The organism is Kitasatospora phosalacinea (assembly GCF_000716545.1).
Taxonomy (GTDB): Bacteria; Actinomycetota; Actinomycetes; order Streptomycetales; family Streptomycetaceae; genus Kitasatospora; species Kitasatospora phosalacinea.
In genome coordinates, this window is the sequence record NZ_JNWZ01000006.1 from 1 (window position 1) to 16762 (window position 16762).

11 protein-coding genes and 1 pseudogene are annotated in these 16762 nt (G+C 72.8%); 5 read left to right on the forward strand and 7 right to left on the reverse strand.

The window, feature by feature from the left end; genetic code table 11:
* Positions 1–266: pseudogene (locus OO48_RS04315) on the forward strand (hypothetical protein); the annotation flags it as partial.
* Between the two features lie 15 nt (positions 267–281).
* Here the strand turns inward: OO48_RS04315 and OO48_RS04320 are convergent.
* The 3 genes from OO48_RS04320 to OO48_RS04330 all read right to left on the reverse strand — a co-directional run bounded on the left by OO48_RS04320 (position 282) and on the right by OO48_RS04330 (position 3195).
* Positions 282–614 carry a YnfA family protein gene (locus tag OO48_RS04320; RefSeq protein ID WP_033212941.1) on the reverse strand — a complete coding sequence of 111 codons (333 nt, stop codon included), beginning with the start codon at positions 612–614 and terminating at the stop codon, positions 282–284.
* Positions 615–685: 71 nt separating this feature from the next.
* Positions 686–2308 carry a purple acid phosphatase family protein gene (locus OO48_RS04325; protein WP_033212942.1) on the reverse strand — a complete coding sequence of 541 codons (1623 nt, stop codon included), beginning with the start codon at positions 2306–2308 and terminating at the stop codon, positions 686–688.
* Between the two features lie 122 nt (positions 2309–2430).
* On the reverse strand, positions 2431–3195 hold the full coding sequence (locus tag OO48_RS04330; RefSeq protein WP_033212943.1) for an aminotransferase class IV: 765 nt from the start codon (positions 3193–3195) through the stop codon (positions 2431–2433).
* Between the two features lie 95 nt (positions 3196–3290).
* Between OO48_RS04330 and OO48_RS04335 the strand changes: the two genes are divergently transcribed.
* Entirely contained in the window at positions 3291–3788 is a 498-nt protein-coding gene (locus OO48_RS04335) for a DinB family protein (RefSeq protein ID WP_033212944.1), read from the forward strand.
* A gap of 7 nt (positions 3789–3795) precedes the next feature.
* Here the strand turns inward: OO48_RS04335 and OO48_RS04340 are convergent, their stop codons facing one another.
* From OO48_RS04340 to nicT, 3 genes are all read right to left on the reverse strand, one after another.
* Positions 3796–5454 carry an FAD-binding dehydrogenase gene (locus tag OO48_RS04340; protein WP_033212946.1) on the reverse strand — a complete coding sequence of 553 codons (1659 nt, stop codon included), beginning with the start codon at positions 5452–5454 and terminating at the stop codon, positions 3796–3798.
* Positions 5455–5599: 145 nt separating this feature from the next.
* Positions 5600–8032 (reverse strand): endonuclease/exonuclease/phosphatase family protein, encoded by a 2433-nt coding sequence (locus tag OO48_RS04345; RefSeq protein WP_081951909.1) that lies wholly within the window; start codon positions 8030–8032, stop codon positions 5600–5602.
* 268 nt (positions 8033–8300) lie between these two features.
* Positions 8301–9395, reverse strand: coding sequence for a Nickel transporter NicT (gene nicT / locus OO48_RS04350; RefSeq protein ID WP_033212947.1), 1095 nt, complete (start codon positions 9393–9395; stop codon positions 8301–8303).
* 359 nt (positions 9396–9754) lie between these two features.
* On the opposite strand from nicT, the gene OO48_RS04355 reads away from it, so the two are divergent.
* The 3 genes from OO48_RS04355 (at position 9755) to OO48_RS04365 (ending at position 15770) form a co-directional block, all read left to right on the forward strand.
* Complete coding sequence (locus OO48_RS04355; protein WP_033212948.1) at positions 9755–12013, forward strand: glycosyl hydrolase family 18 protein; 2259 nt, start codon at positions 9755–9757, stop codon at positions 12011–12013.
* A 65-nt stretch (positions 12014–12078) separates the two neighbouring features.
* Positions 12079–13242 carry an alpha/beta hydrolase gene (locus tag OO48_RS04360; RefSeq protein ID WP_051731722.1) on the forward strand — a complete coding sequence of 388 codons (1164 nt, stop codon included), beginning with the start codon at positions 12079–12081 and terminating at the stop codon, positions 13240–13242.
* A gap of 134 nt (positions 13243–13376) precedes the next feature.
* Positions 13377–15770, forward strand: a complete 2394-nt coding sequence (locus tag OO48_RS04365; RefSeq protein WP_033212949.1) for an ArnT family glycosyltransferase — start codon at positions 13377–13379, stop codon at positions 15768–15770.
* A 111-nt stretch (positions 15771–15881) separates the two neighbouring features.
* On the opposite strand, the gene OO48_RS04370 is transcribed toward OO48_RS04365, so the two are convergent.
* Positions 15882–16634, reverse strand: a complete 753-nt coding sequence (locus OO48_RS04370) for an HNH endonuclease family protein (protein WP_033212951.1) — start codon at positions 16632–16634, stop codon at positions 15882–15884.
* Positions 16635–16762: the final 128 nt, after the last annotated feature.

The window sequence follows — 16762 nt, forward strand, 5'->3', positions numbered from 1 at the left end:
CCCCGACGCCCGAGCCGACCACCCAGGCCCCGAAGGCCGCCGCCACCCCCACCACCGCCCGCACCACCAGCAAGCCGCCCGCGCCGACGCCGACGCCGACGCGCACCCAGCAGGCGGCGGGCTGCCACCCGCTGTCCAACGCGGGCAACTGCTACCAGGCGGGCCAGTTCTGCCGCGCCTCCGACCACGGCGTGTCGGGCACCGACGCCTCCGGCCGGGTCATCGTCTGCGTGGACAAGAACGGCTGGCGCTGGATCGCGTCCTGAGCCGCGCCGGACCGCTCAGCGGCGCGGCCCGTACATGATCACGCCGACGCCGACCAGGCAGACCAGCGCCCCGGCCACGTCCCACCGGGTGGGCCGGAAGCCGTCCAGCAGGACGCCCCACAGCAGCGAACCGGCCACGAACACGCCGCCGTACGCGGCCAGCACCCGGCCGAAGTTCGCGTCCGGCTGGAGGGCTGCGGTGAAGCCGTACAGGCCCAGCGCCACCACCCCGAGCCCGGCCAGCCACCACGGGCGGGACTCGCGGGCGGACTGCCAGACCAGCCAGCAGCCGCCGATCTCCAGGGCGGCGGCCAGCACGAACAGCAGGACGGAACGGGCGGTGCTCACCGCCCCACCCTAGACGGCGCCCGCCCCGGGGCCCGGCGGCACCGGGCCCCGGGACGGGCGCCGACCCGCCGTCAGTGGCCGTGCTCGCTGCGGCCCGCGCGGCGGACGATCGAGTAGTGGTCGATCCGGGTGCCGTTCTCGGCCAGCGCGGTCACCTCCATGGTGGTGTTCGCGCCGCGGTGCGCCGGGGTGACGTCCACCTTGATGAAGGAGTAGCCGGTGTAGCGGACCCGCGACCAGCCGACCGTCTCGGGGACCTTCACCGCGCCCTTCTCGAAGTGGTACGTGACCACCTCGTCCTGGTGGTTCTCGTGGCCCTCGTAGGTGTCGGGGGCGTCGAAGTAGTACAGGCTGCGCCCGGCCGCGCCGGCGGTCACGTAGACCACGCCGTCCTTGGTCGGGTCGACCGTCGCGCCGCTCGGCACGGCCTTGTTGACCTTGTTTCCGAGGATCGCGTCGGTGCGCTCGTACACGTGGTTGTGGCCGTTGACGACCAGGTCCACCCGGTACTTCTCGAACAGCGGCACCCACGCCTCGCGGACACCGCCCTCGGAGGCGTGCTGGTGGGTGGTGGAGAAGGCGCAGTGGTGGAAGAAGACGACGACGAAGTCGATCGACTCGTCCGCCCGGAGCTCGCGCAGCTTTCGCTCCAGCCACCGGGTCTGCTGCCCGTTGGTGTAGCCGAAGTTGACCGGGATCTCGTACGAGACGTCGTTGGCGTCCAGCGAGACCACGCCGACGTTGCCGTAGCTGAAGGAGTAGACGCCGGGGGCCTTGCGCGGGTCCGGGCCGTTGGCCGGCAGGGTGAAGCGGGCGTCGTCGCCGCCGTAGCCGTTGTGGGAGTACCAGGCCTCCATGTCGTGGTTGCCGTAGGAGACCATCCACGGGATCCTCGCGGAGACCGGCTCGGTCTGCGCCAGGAAGGCGTCCCAGGTCAGCGCGTTGAACGCGGACCTGTCGCTGTCCAGGCCCTGGCCCATCGGGTCGGCGTAGCAGATGTCGCCCGCGTGCAGGTGGAAGACCGGGTTCTGCGCCAGGATCACGTTGTCGTTGCCGGCCGCGTGGGTGGAGACGCCCTGGTCGCCGAAGGCGGTGAAGGTGAACGGCTCGAACGGGCGGCCCCGACGGCCGTTGCGGGGCGGCGCGGTGGTGAAGGTCTTCAGGGTGGAGATCGCCTGCTGCGAGGCCGGGTCGAAGCCCTCGTGGCCGACGCCGTAGTAGTAGGTGGTGCCGGGCTGCAGGTGGTCGAGCTCCACGTGCGGGTAGTACTGGTCGACCGGGGTGGCGCCGTCGACCAGCGCCGGGGTGTGCAGCGCGCGGACCTCGGCCTCGATCTTGTGGCTCAGCTCCCAGGGGTGGCGGCCGAAGCGCAGGAACGGCTTCTTCACCGCGGCCGGCACCTGCCAGGACACCCGCATCTGGGTGCCCGCGTCGGCGCCGAACTGCAGGTGGCGGCCGGTCGGGGCGACCAGCGAGCCGTCCACGTCGGCGGTGGCGGAGCCGGGCTTCGCCGACTGGTCGGCGAAGGCCGTGCCGGAGCCCGGTGCCCCGCCGACGGCCAGCGCGCCGACCGCGACCGCGCTGGAGCGCAGCAGGGTGCGGCGGGACAGCTTGCCGCGCAGGTACTCGTGCTGCTCGGCCATGCTCATGCGGGCGGCGAGTTCGGCGGGCACGCCCATGTTCGGGATATCCATGCGCGGGAGACTGTCAGCGGCCGGTGGCCTGCGCCCTGATGGGCGGTGAACGACCGTCATCGCGCCGGTCTTGCGCAGCACATGATCGGACCATGTGATGGCAAAACCTCCCCGGACGGGGCCTACAGCCGCTCCCCCGGCACCGCGAGGTACGCCTCGCGCAGCCGCGCCGCCCCGGCGGTGTCGAACGGCCGCCCGTCCACCGCCGCCACCGGGCGCACCCCGACCGCCGCGTTGGTCACGAACACCGCCTCCACCCCCGCCAGGTCCGGCCCGATCCGCTCCTCGGCGCCCCCGACCGCCGCCCGCAGCAGCGTCATCGCCGTCCCCGCCAGGTACGCCCCGCGCGGCCACAGCGGCTCGCCGCCGCGCAGGAAGCCGACGTTCCAGGTCCCGCCCTCGGTGACGCCGCCGTCCCGGTCCACGAACAGCACGTCGTCGAACCCGGCCTGCTGGGCCAGCCGGCGCTGGCGCAGCGCCCCGAACAGGGCCACGCTCTTCACCTCCGGCAGCTCCCGTTCGAAGCGCGCCGTCCGCACCCGGATCGGGCCCGGCACCCCGCTGCCCACCGGACGGGCCGTCACCAGCACCCGCGGTTCGGCCTTCCCGCCGATGCTGCCCAGGTCGATCGCCGGGTCGAAGAGCGTCACCCGCACCGCCGCCGTCCCCGCCGCGGGCACCGCCCGCCGGGCGAACTCCCGCACCCGCTCCCGGTCCGGCACCACCCCGAACAGCGCCGCGCAGTCCCGCTCCAGCCGCTCCAGGTGCAGCCCCAGCCCGCGCACCCGGCCGTCCTCCACCAGCATGGTGGTGAAGTGCCCGTAGTTCGTCAGCGCCAGCACCTGCAACTGCGCCGCCGTCACCGGCCGCCCGTCCAACTCCGCCACCGCGCCTCCTCCGCTCGCCCGCCCATTCTCGGTGATCCGCGGACCGCCCCCGAAACCCCGGTGCGGGACGGGCGGACCCCGGTTAGGTTCGCGGGATGACGAACATCGAGAGCCAGCGCCGCCCCGTCCCCCTCGCCGACGGCGGCGAACTCGACACCGCGCTCGCCTTCCTGGCCTTCGCCCGGGAGTGCGTGCTGAAGAAGACCGAGGGGCTGACGGAGGAGCAGCTGCGCCGCGTCCTGGTGCCGACGGGAACGAACCTGCTCGGCCTGGTGCGGCACCTGACGGACGGCGAGCGCTACTGGTTCGGGTACCACGTCGCGGGCCAGGAGCAGTACCGGGACGTCGACTTCGGCATGGCCGTCCCGGAGGACGTGACGGCGGCACGGGTGCTGGCCGACTACCGGGGGGCCTGTGCGGCGAGCGACGCGGTCCTCCGGGGCGCCGACCCGTCGCGTTCGACCGCCGCGCCGGTGGCCGGGGCGGCGCGCTCGGTGCGCTGGGTGCTGGCCCACATGACGAGCGAGACCGCCCGGCACGCGGGCCACGCCGACATCCTGCGCGAGCAGCTCGACGGGACGACCGGCCGCTGACGGCCCGCTACGCGGTGGCGGCCGCCGCAGCGCGGCCCGCCGCCCGGCCGGAGAAGAGGCAGCCGCCGAGGAAGGTGCCCTCCAGGGACCGGTAGCCGTGGATGCCGCCGCCGCCGAAGCCGGCCGCCTCGCCGGCCGCGTAGAGGCCGTCCAGGACGGAGCCGTCGGCGCGCAGGACGCGGGAGTCGAGGTCGGTCTGCAGGCCGCCGAGCGACTTGCGGGTGAGGATGTTGAGCCGGACGGCGATCAGCGGGCCGGCCTTGGGGTCGAGCAGGCGGTGCGGGCTGGCGGTGCGGATCAGCTTGTCGCCGAGGTAGCGGCGGGCGCCGTGGACGGCGGTGACCTGGAGGTCCTTGCTGAACGGGTTGGCGATCTCGCGGTCACGGGCCTCGATCTCGCGGCGCAGTTCGGCGCCGTCGATGGCGGGGGCGTCGCCCTGCCGCTCGTTCATGCCGCGGACGAGTTCCTCCAGGGTGTCGGCGACCACGAAGTCCGGGCCGTGCTGCTTGAAGGCCTCGACCGGGCCGGTGGCGCCGGGCAGGGCGCGGCCGAGGACCTGGCGGATCGAGCGGCCGGTCAGGTCGGGGTTCTGCTCGGAGCCGGAGAGCGCGAACTCCTTCTCGATGATCTTCTGGGTGAGCACGAACCAGGTGTGCTGGTGGCCGGTGCGCATGATGTGTTCGAGGGTGCCGAGGGTGTCGAAGCCGGGGAACAGCGGGACGGGCAGCCGCTTGCCGGTGGCGTCCAGCCAGAGCGAGGACGGGCCGGGCAGGATCCGGATGCCGTGCCTGGCCCAGATCGGGTTCCAGTTCTCGATGCCCTCGGTGTAGTGCCACATCCGGTCGCCGTTGACCAGGTTGCCGCCGGCCGCGCCCGCGACGTCCAGCATGAGTCCGTCGACGTGCGCGGGGACGCCGGAGAGCAGCTTGGCGGGCGGGGTGCCGAGCCGCTCGGGCCAGGCGGCGCGGACCTTGTCGTGGTTGCCGCCGATGCCGCCGGAGGCCACGACCACGGCCTGGGCGCGCAGTTCGAAGTGCCCGGCGACCTCGCGGGAGCTGGCCTCGCCGCGCTGCACGGCGGACGGGGCGAGCACCTCGCCGGTGACGGTGTCCAGGCTGCCGGCGCTCGCGGCGAGGCCGGTGACCCGGTGCCGGAAGCGCAGTTCGACCCGTCCGGCCTTCACGGCCTCGCGGACCCGGCGGGCGAAGGGCTCGACGATGCCGGGGCCGGTGCCCCAGGTGATGTGGAAGCGCGGCACGGAGTTGCCGGGCCCGGAGGCCAGCAGCCCGCCGCGCTCGGCCCAGCCGACCACCGGGAACAGCCGGACGCCCTGCCCGTGCAGCCAGGCGCGCTTCTCGCCGGCCGCGAAGTCGACGTACGCCTCGGCCCAGCGGCGCGGCCAGGCGTCCTCCTCGCGGTCGAAGCCGGCGGTGCCCAGCCAGTCCTGCCAGGCGAGGTCGCGGGAGTCCTTGATCCGCATCCGGCGCTGCTCGGGCGAGTCGACCAGGAACAGGCCGCCGAAGGACCAGTGGGCCTGGCCGCCGAGCGAGCCGGCGGGTTCCTGGTCGAGCAGCAGCACCTTCCGTCCGGCGTCGGCGAGTTCGGCGGTGGCGGCCAGGCCGGCGAGGCCCGCTCCGATCACGATGACGTCGGCGTCGTAGACCATGCGGGGCGTCCTTCCAGACCTGGCTCGGGGTGCCATGATCCTGCGGCCTGCGCGCCCCGCGGTCAACCCGCCGGTAACTTCCGGCTCCGCCCGGAACGGCGGCAGCCCCCGCCGGGCCGGGCGGGGGCTGCCGGAACGGGGGCCGTCAGGGCTTGACCCGGACCACCTGCGGGTCGTGGTCGGACGCCTGGGCGGCGAACTCGCTGTTGATGTGCACCACGTCGTAGCGGACGTGCTGCCGCTTGAACGCGTCGCTGACCAGGATGTGGTCGAGCACCTGCGAGTTGCCCTGGTAGACGTACGAGTAGCGCTCGCTCTCGGGCAGGTCGTTCACCAGGTCGCGCAGCACGCCGTCCTTGGTGAGGGTCTGCAGCGCGGGCGAGAACTGGTAGTCGTTGAAGTCGCCGAGCGAGACGATCCGGGCGTCGGGGTCGGCCTTGAGCAGCTTGGCGACGAACGCCTGCTCCAGGGCGGCCTGCTTGACCCGCTGCACCTCGGAGGAGCGGGCGGGGGCCTGGAAGCGGCTGTCGACGCCCTGGTCGCCGCCCTTGCTGTTGAAGTGGTTGGCGATCACGAAGACCGGCTTGTTGTGGAAGCTGAACTGGCCGACCAGCGGCTTGCGGCTGGAGTTCCAGGCCTCGTCCTCCGGGGCGATCCGGCCGGGCGAGGCGGTCAGCGCGGTGCGCTTGCCGGTGCCGGTGACGTCCACGGCGGTGGTGGAGGTGCCGCCGGGGACGTCGGTGAAGGACACCCGGTCGGGGTTGAACAGGAACACCTGGCGGATGTTGCCGCCGGGCTCGCCGCCGTCCTTGCCGTCCACCGGGTCGACGGAGCGCCAGTCGTAGGTCGGGCCGCCGGCCGCCTTGATGGCGTCGACGAAGGTCCTGATCGTCACCGAGGCGTCCACGGTGCCGTCGTTGACGGCGCCGTTGTCGTCCTGGATCTCCTCCAGGGCGATGATGTCGGGCGAGCGCAGGTTGGTGACGACGCCCTGGGCCAGCTCGGCGAACTTGTCGGCGCCGTCGCTCGGGTCGAGGTTCTCCACGTTGTAGGTGGCGATGGAGAGTTCGCTGGGCAGCGCCCGGTCGGCGACCTCGCGCCGCAGCCCGTTGTCCTCGACCGCGCCGAGGGTGTTGGCGGCGATCGTGTAGCCGCCGAACTGGTTGTAGTCGAGCGGGCCGGCGGTGGCGCCGGTCAGCTCGTCGCCGACGTTGGCGGCCGGGAACGGCACCTCGCTCAGCGGTGGCAGCGACTGGATCATGATCCGGCCGCTGTTCGGCCGGTCGTAGCCGAGGTACACCACGCCGCCGCGCCCGGTCCGCGGGTCGGCCGCGCTGGCGTCCACCCACAGCTCGTTGTACTTGTCGGTGGCCTGCACCACCGGCACGTCGGCGACCTGGACGTTCGTGCCCTCCAGCGACTCGTAGAAGTCGAGGGCGTACTTCGCCGGGTCCAGCGGCAGGCCGTCGATCGAGCCGCCGCCCGCGTCGGGGGCGTAGGCGGCCGGGATGTTCGCGGCGTCCAGCACCACCGGCGCGGGCACCGGGTTGCCGGCGGAGAGCACGGTGGTCTTCGGGCCGGTCAGCTCGGTGATCGACTGCGAGCCGCCCGAGCTGTTCGGGTAGTACTCGCTGACCTTGCCGGTGACCAGCACCGAGTCGCCGACCTTCACGGTCGGGTTGGCGGAGCCGGTGTAGACGAAGACGCCCTCGCTGGTGGCCGGGTTCGCGTCCGGGTTCGGGTCCTGGATCCAGAAGCCCTTGGTGCCGTACGCGCGCACGCCGGTGACCACGCCCGGGACGTTGGTGACGGTCTGGCCGTTCTTCGGCGAGACCCGGGTGGTGCCCTGGACGTCGTGGATCCGCAGGTCACCGGGGGTGGTCGGCGGGGTGGTCGGCGGGGTCGTGCCGCCGCCGGTGCTCCCGCCCTTGGAGTTGGCGGGCGTCGGGTCGCCGGCCGCGAAGTCCTGGGCGTTGTCGTCGGTGTCGGCGAGCGAGGCGCCGCGCGCCACCGAGGCCGTGTTGGACGCCCCGGTCACCGGGCCGCCCTCGCGGACGACGGCGGTGCCGAAGCCCACCAGGTCGACGATCCGCGGGTCGGCCGCGCAGTCCGCGGCGGTCTTGCAGGTCAGCGCGGCGGTGCCGTCGACCAGCGCGACGGTGCCGCTGGTCGCGGACAGCGCCAGGTTGCCGCTCGCGTCGGCGGCCGGCAGGTCCGCGGTGCCGCCGGCGCCCGCGCCCTCGGCTATCAGGTACCGCCCGCCCGGGGCCACCGACCCGCTCAGCGCGGTGACGCCCCACTGGCTGGAGGCGCTCGGGCTGCCCGGCAGGTACTGCACGCTGTAGCCGGCCAGGCCGAAGGCCGCACCGGACGGGTTGCCCAGCTCGATGAAGTCGTTCTTCAGCGTCGCACCGGAGTTCCCGCCGCCGCCGTACACCTCGGCGATCACCACCCCGGTGGACGGCGCGGCGGACGCGCCCGGCAGCGGGACGGCCAACAGGGACGCGGCGACCGCGGCCGTCGCGGTCACGCGCAGCAGGGCGCGGCGGGAGCGGCGGGCGGGAGTGGGGCTGGGCACCGTTGCGGGGCTCCTTCGTGGCAAGGCCGTGGCCCGGGCGCCGCCGGGCGGCTCCGGGTGGTGGTGAGGGTTCGTCAGGAGGCTGGCTGCCAGGGCCGGCTCGGACGCCCGGGCGCTCGGACCGGCCCTGTCTGGCTACTCGCGTAGATCCAAGTCCAGAAGATACGCGCGTAGAAGTTGACGCGACAAGGGTGCCGGCGTGAACAGTTCCCGACACGCGGGGAGGGGCGCCCGCCGGGCGCCCCTCCCCGCCACCACCGCCCGCCCGCTACGCCTGTTCGCCGCGCAGGCCCGCGCCCCACTTCTGCTCGACCCGGCCGAACTTCCAGAACGCCAGTGCCCCGGCCCAGGTCACCACGAACAGGCCGACGATCACGTAGCCGACCACGTTCAGGTCCAGCGAGCCGATCCAGCCGACCGGGCCGCCGGTGATCTCCAGCTTCTCGGACGCCAGCTGGAGCAGTTCGATCACACCGATCACCAGCGCCACGATCACCGACAGGCCGGTCACCGTCAGGTTGTAGTAGATCTTCCGGACCGGCTTGGAGAACGCCCACTCGTAGGCGAAGTTCATGAACGAGCCGTCGATGGTGTCCAGCAGGCTCATGCCCGCCGCGAACAGGACCGGCAGCACCAGCAGCGCGTACCAGGGCAGCGAGAACGCGGCCGCGCCGCCCGCCAGCACCAGCAGCGAGACCTCCGTCGCGGTGTCGAAGCCCAGCCCGAACAGCAGCCCCACCGGGTACATGTGCCACGGCTTGGTCACCGCCCGGGTGACCCGCCCCAGGATCCGGTTCAGGAACCCGCGCCTGTCCAGCTGCCGTTCCAGCTCGGCCTCGTCGAAGTCGCCCCGGCGCATCCGCCGGAACACCTTCAGGATCCCGTTGAACGCGCCCAGGTTGATCAGGCCGATCAGCACCAGGAACGTCCCGGAGACGCTGACGCCGATCAGACCGGTCACGTCGTGCAGCGTCGAGTCGTCCGACTCCACCTGCCCCGCCAGCGACCTGATCCCGAACGCCAGCAGCGCGCACAGCCCGAACACGATCGACGAGTGCCCCAGCGAGAACCAGAACCCCACCGAGAGCGGACGCTTGCCCTGCCCCATCAGCTTCCGGGTGGTGTTGTCGATCGCCGCGATGTGGTCCGCGTCGAAGGCGTGCCGCATCCCCAGCGTGTACGCCGTCAGCCCCATCCCGGCCCCGAACACCTGCCCGCCCACGTCGTAGTGCTCCGGCGCGATCACCGCGAGCAGCGTCACCCACCCCACCACGTGCAGGAGCAGGACGAACCCGCCCATCCCGGCGAGCCGGATCCACTCCTCCCGGGTGAGCCGATCGCGCAGACGACTGGGCGCTGCCATGGAAGTTCCCTCCGGGGTGGTGACGTGCGGGCTGCGAGCCGGGCCATCCTTCCGCTTGTACGGACGCAATTGCAAGTCATGTGCAACTACGAGCCGGAGGCGGGACCGGGGCCCGGAGGGACTGTTCGGAAAGCTTCCTGACGGTTCACGGGTCGAAGTCCTTGACCCGGGCGAATGGTCCAGTCCAATCTAGGTGACGCGCTCACCCCAAGCGCGCAGGCTCCCACCTGGTCCCCACGGCCGCCGCACCTACCGGACAACCCCACTTCTCCGGAGGTTCCTCCATGCTCGAACGGGCCACGCCCGCACCTGAGTCGACTCCGCGTCGGGCTCCCTCCCGGCGGCGCGCAGGCGCCCTCGTGGTGGCCGCCGCCATGACCGTCGGCTCCACCGCCCTGGCGCTCTCGCTCGGTTCGGCTTCCGCCGCCACCGTCAACCTGCTCGCGAACGGCGACTTCGAGGCCGGTTCGCTGAACGGCTGGACCTGCACCAACGGCTCGGTGGTCACCACCCCCGCGCACGGCGGGTCGTACGCGCTGAACGGCAACGCCACCGCCTCGGACACCGGCCAGTGCCAGCAGACCGTCACCGTCCAGCCGAACACCAAGTACACGCTCTCGGGCTTCCTCAAGGGCAGCTACGTGTACCTGGGCGCCACCGGCACCGGCGTGAACGCGTCCACCTGGACGCCCGGCGCCACCGCCTACACCCAGCTGAGCACCACGTTCACCACGGGCGCCTCCACCACCTCGGTGACGGTGTTCACCCACGGCTGGTACGGCACCGGCGCCTACCAGGCGGACGACCTGGTGCTGACCGGCCCGGCGAGCGGCTCCACCAGCCCGTCCGCGTCGACCGGCGGCAGCACCTCGGCGAGCCCGTCGGCCTCCACCTCGACCTCGGCCTCGCCGAGCCCGTCGAACTCGGCCTCCCCCAGCCCGTCCAACTCGGCCTCCCCGTCGCCGTCCGCGAGCTCCAGCTCGGGCACCGGCAACGGCCCGGCGGGCGACGGCAAGATCACCGTGCCGGGCGGGGTGTCGGTCACCAGGACCACCGCCAACGCGGTGGTGCTGAAGTGGAGCGCCTCGACCGACTCGACCGACAACTACGTCGGCTACAAGGTGTGGTCGAAGGGCCAGCTGGTCGGCACCTCGATGGGCACCAGCATCGCGGTCTCCTCGCTGCTGCCGAACACCTCGTACACCTTCACCGTGCAGGCGTACGACAAGGCCGGGCACGCCTCGCAGCAGTCCGCCGCGGTGACCACCTCCACCGCCGCCGCGCCCGCCACCACCAAGCCGCTGAAGTCGGCGTACTTCGACCAGTGGTCGGTGTACGACGCCGCCTACTACCCGAAGAACGTGGACACCTCGGGCGCGGGCGCCAAACTGGACGTGATCTCCTACGCGTTCGAGAACATCCACCCGACCAACCTCAACTGCTTCGAGGCGGTCAAGGCTTCGGACGCCTCCCACGAGGACAACCCGAACGCGGGCGACGGCGCGGCCGACGCGTACGCCGACTACCAGATGGACTTCTCCAACGCCATCTCGGTCGACGGCTCCACCGACGACTGGCAGCAGCCGCTGAAGGGCAACTTCAACCAGCTGCGCCAGCTCAAGGCGAAGAACCCGAACCTGCGGATCACCCTCTCGCTGGGCGGCTGGACGTACTCCAAGTACTTCTCCGACGCGGCGGCCACCGACGCCTCGCGCAAGAAGCTGGTCTCGTCCTGCATCGACATGTTCCTGAAGGGCAACCTGCCGACCGGCGTCGCGGGTGACGCCTCCGGCGGCGCGGCCAGCGCCGCGGGCGTCTTCGACGGCATCGACATCGACTGGGAGTACCCGGGCTCGGCCGGCGGCCACACCGGCAACCACTACTCGGCGGCCGACAAGCAGAACTTCACCGCGCTGCTCGCCGAGTTCCGCAGCCAGCTCGACGCGTACGGCGCCGGCGTCGGCAAGAAGTTCCTGCTCACCGCGGCGCTGCCGTCCGGCCAGGACAAGATCCAGTACATCGAGACCGACAAGATCGGCTCGTACCTGGACTACGCCGACATCATGACGTACGACATGCACGGCTCGTGGGACGCCACCGGCCCGACCAACCTCCAGGACCCGCTGCACGACAGCCCGGCCGACCCGACCGCGCCGATCGCCCCCGGCACCGCCAAGTACAACGTGGACACCACGCTGGCCGCGTACACCACCGGCCTGCCGGAGTACGGGATCAAGGGCGGCTTCCCGTCCAACAAGATCATCCTCGGCATCCCGTTCTACTTCCGCGGCTGGACCGGTGTCCAGGCCGGCAACAACTACGGCCTGTACCAGAAGGCCACCGGCGCCACCCCGGCCAAGCCGGGCAGCCAGGAGGCCGGCCTGGCCAGCTGGCGCGAGCTCACCCTCACCTCCCAGAACACCCACTGGGACCCGGTGACCGAGAGCACCTGGGTCTACGACGGCACCAACTTCTGGACCGGTGACGACCCGAAGGCCATCCAGGCCCGCGCCGCGTACGCGAAGAGCAAGGGCCTGGGCGGCATGTTCGCCTTCGCCCTGGAGAACGACGACGACAACTCCACGCTGCTGAACACCATCCACAACAGCCTGGGCTGACGCCGCACCGCGCACCGGCGGCCCCCGACTGTGAGTTCGATGAAGACGTACCTTACGATCATCGAGTGCCCAGCCTGACCGGACTCCCGCTGCAGATCATCGCCACCCTGGTGGCCGTCGCCGCGTTCGCCGCCACCATGTGGCTGTGGCCCCGGCTGGGCGGGCGGGGCTGGCGGGCCTGGCTCGGGCGGATCGGGGCGTTCCTCGGGACGCAGGTCGCGGTGCTGGTCGCGATGGGGCTGGTCGCGAACTCGTACTTCGGCTTCTACTCGACCTGGAGCGACCTGCTCGGCCTGGACGGCAGCCCGGGCACCGTGGTCGACCACCAGCCGGGCGGCAAGGCCGTCTCGGTGACGGGCGAGCAGAAGGTGTACTCCGCGCAGGGCTCCGCGCAGGACCGCTCCGGGGTGATCCAGAAGGTCGAGATCCACGGCGTCGCCTCCGGGCTGACCGGCACCCCCGCGTACGTCTACCTGCCGCCGCAGTACTTCCAGCCCGAGTACGCGAACAGCCGGTTCCCGATGGTGCTGGCGCTGTCCGGGTACCCGGGCACGCCGGAGAAGCTGATCTCGCTGCTGCAGTACCCGGCGTCCACCCTGAAGGCCATCGAGGCCAAGGAGCTGCCGCCCACCGTGCTGGTGATGATGCGGCCCACCCTGGTCGGCAACCGCGACACCGAGTGCATGGACGTGCCGGGCGGCCCGCAGGTGGAGACCTTCTTCACCGTGGACCTGCCGAAGGCGATGTCGGCGTCCTACCGGGTCGAGGACCGGCCCGAGGCGCGGGCCGTGATCGGCGACTCCACCGGGGGCTACTGCGCCGTCAAGTTCGCGGTGCGCAAGCCGGATTCGTACCGGGCGGCGATCGCGCTGTCCGGCTACTACGAGGTGCACAACGACCCGACCACCGGCGACCTGTTCGGCGGCAGCGACCAGGTCAAGCAGGAGAACGACCTGCTGTGGCGGCTGCGCACCCAGCCCGCGCCGCCGGTCTCGCTGCTGCTGGCCACCAGCCGCAACGAGGAGAACTACCAGCCCACCCGGCAGATGGTGGAGGCGTTCAAGGAGCCGACCCGGCTGTCCACCATCACGCTGGACAGCGGCGGCCACAACTTCCACACCTGGACGCGCGAGATCCCGCCCGCCCTCACCTGGCTCGGCGCCCGCCTGTCCCCGCCCTCCCCGGGCCCGGCCGCGGGCGCGGGAACGGCGGCCCACGCGGCGGGCTGACGGCCCGTCAGGCTCGGCCGTCCCGCCGCCGGAGCCCTTCGCCGAGGCGTACGTCACCCGTTCGCCGGGAGATTAGAGCGGCCTCATACCCGGCTCTCATCAACCTCTCAGCCGGGCCTCCGAGCGTATTGCCCATGACCACGTCCAGTTCCGTTCCCCCGACCAGCGAGCCGTGGCCCGACGCCGCGAACTACCCGCCACCGGCGGCCGCGGCCGACGCCGCCGGGCCGACCGAGTGGCCCGCCGCAGCGCCGCTCCCGCCCGCCGGGGCCGGACGCGAGCGGCCCGCTGAGACGCTGTTCCCGCCGGTCGCGCTGCCGCCCGCCGGCCCCGGGGGCCGGGCCTCCTGGGCGGGCCGGCTGCGCACGCTGCCCGCCCGCGCCTGGCGGGGCCGCCCGGACGACCCGCGCTGGGTGCGTCCGGCCTTCCTCGGCCTGCTGCTGGCGACGGCGGTGCTGTACTTCTGGAACCTGACCGCCTCCGGCTGGGCGAACTCCTTCTACTCGGCCGCCGTCCAGGCCGGCTCGGTCAGCTGGAAGGCGATGTTCTTCGGGTCCTCGGACTCGGCGAACTTCATCACCGTCGACAAGCCGCCGCTGGCCCTGTGGCCGATGGCGCTGTCCGCCCGGGTCCTCGGCCTCAGCTCGTTCAGCGTGCTGGCCCCGCAGGTGCTGATGGGCGTCGGCACGGTCGCCGCCGTGTACGCGACGGTGCGCCGCCGCTTCTCCGCGCTCGGCGGCCTGGTGGCCGGCGCCGCGCTGGCGCTGACCCCGGTCGCGGCGCTGATGTTCCGCTTCAACAACCCGGACGCGGCGCTGGTGCTGCTGCTCACGCTGGCCGCGTACGGCGTCGTCCGGGCCACCGAGACGGCCTCCACCCGCTGGATCGTCCTCGTTGGCGTGGTGCTCGGCCTGGCGTTCCTCGCCAAGACGCTGCAGGCCTTCCTGGTGCTGCCCGCGTTCGCCCTGGTGTACCTGGTCTGCGCGCCCGCCGGCCTGGGCCGCCGCTTCCGCCAACTGCTGTACGGCACCGTCGCGATGGTGGTGGCCGGCGGCTGGTGGGTCGCGATCGTCGAGCTGATGCCGGCCTCGGCCCGCCCGTACATCGGCGGCTCGCAGGACAACTCCTTCCTCTCGCTGACCTTCGGCTACAACGGCTTCGGCCGGATCACCGGCGACGAGACCGGCTCGGTGGGCGGCGGTGGCGGCGGCCGGGGCGGTTCCCCCGGCGGTGGTGGCGGCGGCATGTGGGGTTCCACCGGCATCACCCGGCTGTTCGACGGCGACATCGGCGGGCAGATCGCCTGGCTGATGCCCGCCGCGCTGATCCTGCTGGTCTTCGGCCTGTGGGCGACCCGCCGCCACCCGCGCACCGACTCGGCCCGGATCGCCTTCCTGGTCTGGGGCGGCTGGCTGCTCTCCACCGCGCTGACCTTCAGCTTCATGTCCGGCATCTTCCACCAGTACTACACGGTGGCCCTCGTCCCGGCGGTCGCCGCCCTGGTCGGCATGGGCGCGGACGGCCTGTGGAAGGTCCGCCACCGCCTGCCGTACGCCGCGGTGCTGGCCGTGACCGTCCTGGTCACCGCCTGGTGGGCGTACCGACTGCTCGGCCGCAGCGCCGACTTCGTGCCGTGGCTGCGCAGCGCGGTGCTGGTCGGCGGCGTCCTCGCCGCGATCGCCCTGCTGCTCTCCGGCCGGATCGCCGGCCCCGCCGGGCGCCGGATCGCCACCGTCGCGGGCCTCACCGCCCTCGCCGCGGGCCTGGCCGGCCCCGCCGCGTACGCCCTCGACACCGTCTCCACCGGTCACAGCGGCTCCATCGTCACCGCGGGCCCGGCGGTCCAGGGCGGCGGCTTCGGCGGCCGCGGCGGTCGGGGCGGCTTCCCCGGCGGCGGTGGCGGCGGCCGGACGGGCAACTTCCCGGGCTTCCCGGGCGGCGGCCAGAACGGCGGCACCGGCAACCTGCCCAACCTGCCCAACTTCCCCGGCGGCACGGGCGGCAACGGCAACGGCGGCATGCCCGCCTTCCCCGGCGGCACCGGCACCTTCCCGGGCGGCACCGGCGGCACCGGCGGCACCGGCACCTTCCCCGGCGGCACCGCCGGCGAGCTCCGGGACGGCCGCGGCGGCATGGGCGGCGGCGGCATGGGCGGCCTGCTGGACGGCGCCCGGGTCTCGTCCGAGGTCGCCGAGCTGCTCAAGCAGGACGCCGACCGGTACACCTGGGTCGCGGCCGCCGTCGGCTCGCAGAACCAGGCCAGTTACCAACTCGCCGCCGGCGAGCCGGTGATGGCGCTGGGCGGCTTCAACGGCAGTGACCCGTCGCTCTCGCTCGACGGCTTCAAGCAGTTGGTCGCGGAGGGCAAGGTGCACTGGTTCATCGGCGGCGGCGGCATGGGCGGCGGCATGGGCGGCTCCAACTACTCCTCGGAGATCGCCTCCTGGGTGGAGTCCGCCTACACCGCCAAGACGGTCGGCAGCACCACCATGTACGACCTGACCGCGACGCCCAAGTCCGGCGGCTGACCCGGCAGACCACCGCGGCGGCCCGGGGCCGTCCGGACTCCCCTCCCCGGGGAGCCCCGGACGGCCCCGGGCCGCCGCGCGCCTACGCCCGCGCGGCCCGGTGGCCCCGGCTCAGCCGCCGCACAGCGAGAGCATGGTCTTCTTGTCGGCGGGCGTCACCGGCAGCTGGTACTTCAGCGACACCTGCGCCCACCGGATCGCGTACGAGCAGCGCACCTCGGTGTTGGCCGGCAGCCAGGTGGCCGGGCCGGAGTCGCCCTTCGAGGCGTTCTGCGAACCGTCGGCGGGGATCAGGTTCAGCGGGTCGTTGGCGATCTGCACCCGCTTGCCCTTGTCCCACTGCGCGGCGCCCTGCTGCCAGTCGTAGGACAGCGGCATCACGTGGTCGATCTGGATCTTCGACGCCTGCTGCTTGTTCCACCGCACCGTCTTGCCGGTGTACGGGTCCCAGATGGTCATCCCGGTGACCACGCAGGCGGAGCCGTCCTTGTGCTCGACGTCCTTGCCGTCCCGGGCCAGCACGTCGTCCCGCGTCCCGCAGTTGTTGCGCCCCATCGGCACGCCGTCCACGCTGTCGGTCCACGGCGGCCCGAACTGGTCGCGGTCGTAGCCGGTCTTCGGGCCGGGGTCGGCGGTCTTCACCTTGGCGATCAGGTCCCGCCCGGCCTGCCGGTCGGTGTCGCTGGTGACGGGCGCCAGGCCGGGCTTGGTCCCGTCCGGGTTCTGCAGCGGGTTCGTTCCCCGGGAGACCGTCCCCGGGCTGCCGCTGGCGCCACCGCCCCCCTTCCCGCCACTGGTGCACCCGGCGAGGGCGAGCGGGCCGAGCAACAGGACGGCAACGGCGGCGGTACGGCGGGATCGCACGGTGGTCCTCTGCGACTGGGCGACTCTGACGGCCCACCAGGAGACCAGCCCCGCCCCGCCGGGTCAAGCCGGGCGGGGTGCGGCATGACACACCTCACAAACCGGGCGAATGTCGGCCCCGCCGCGCA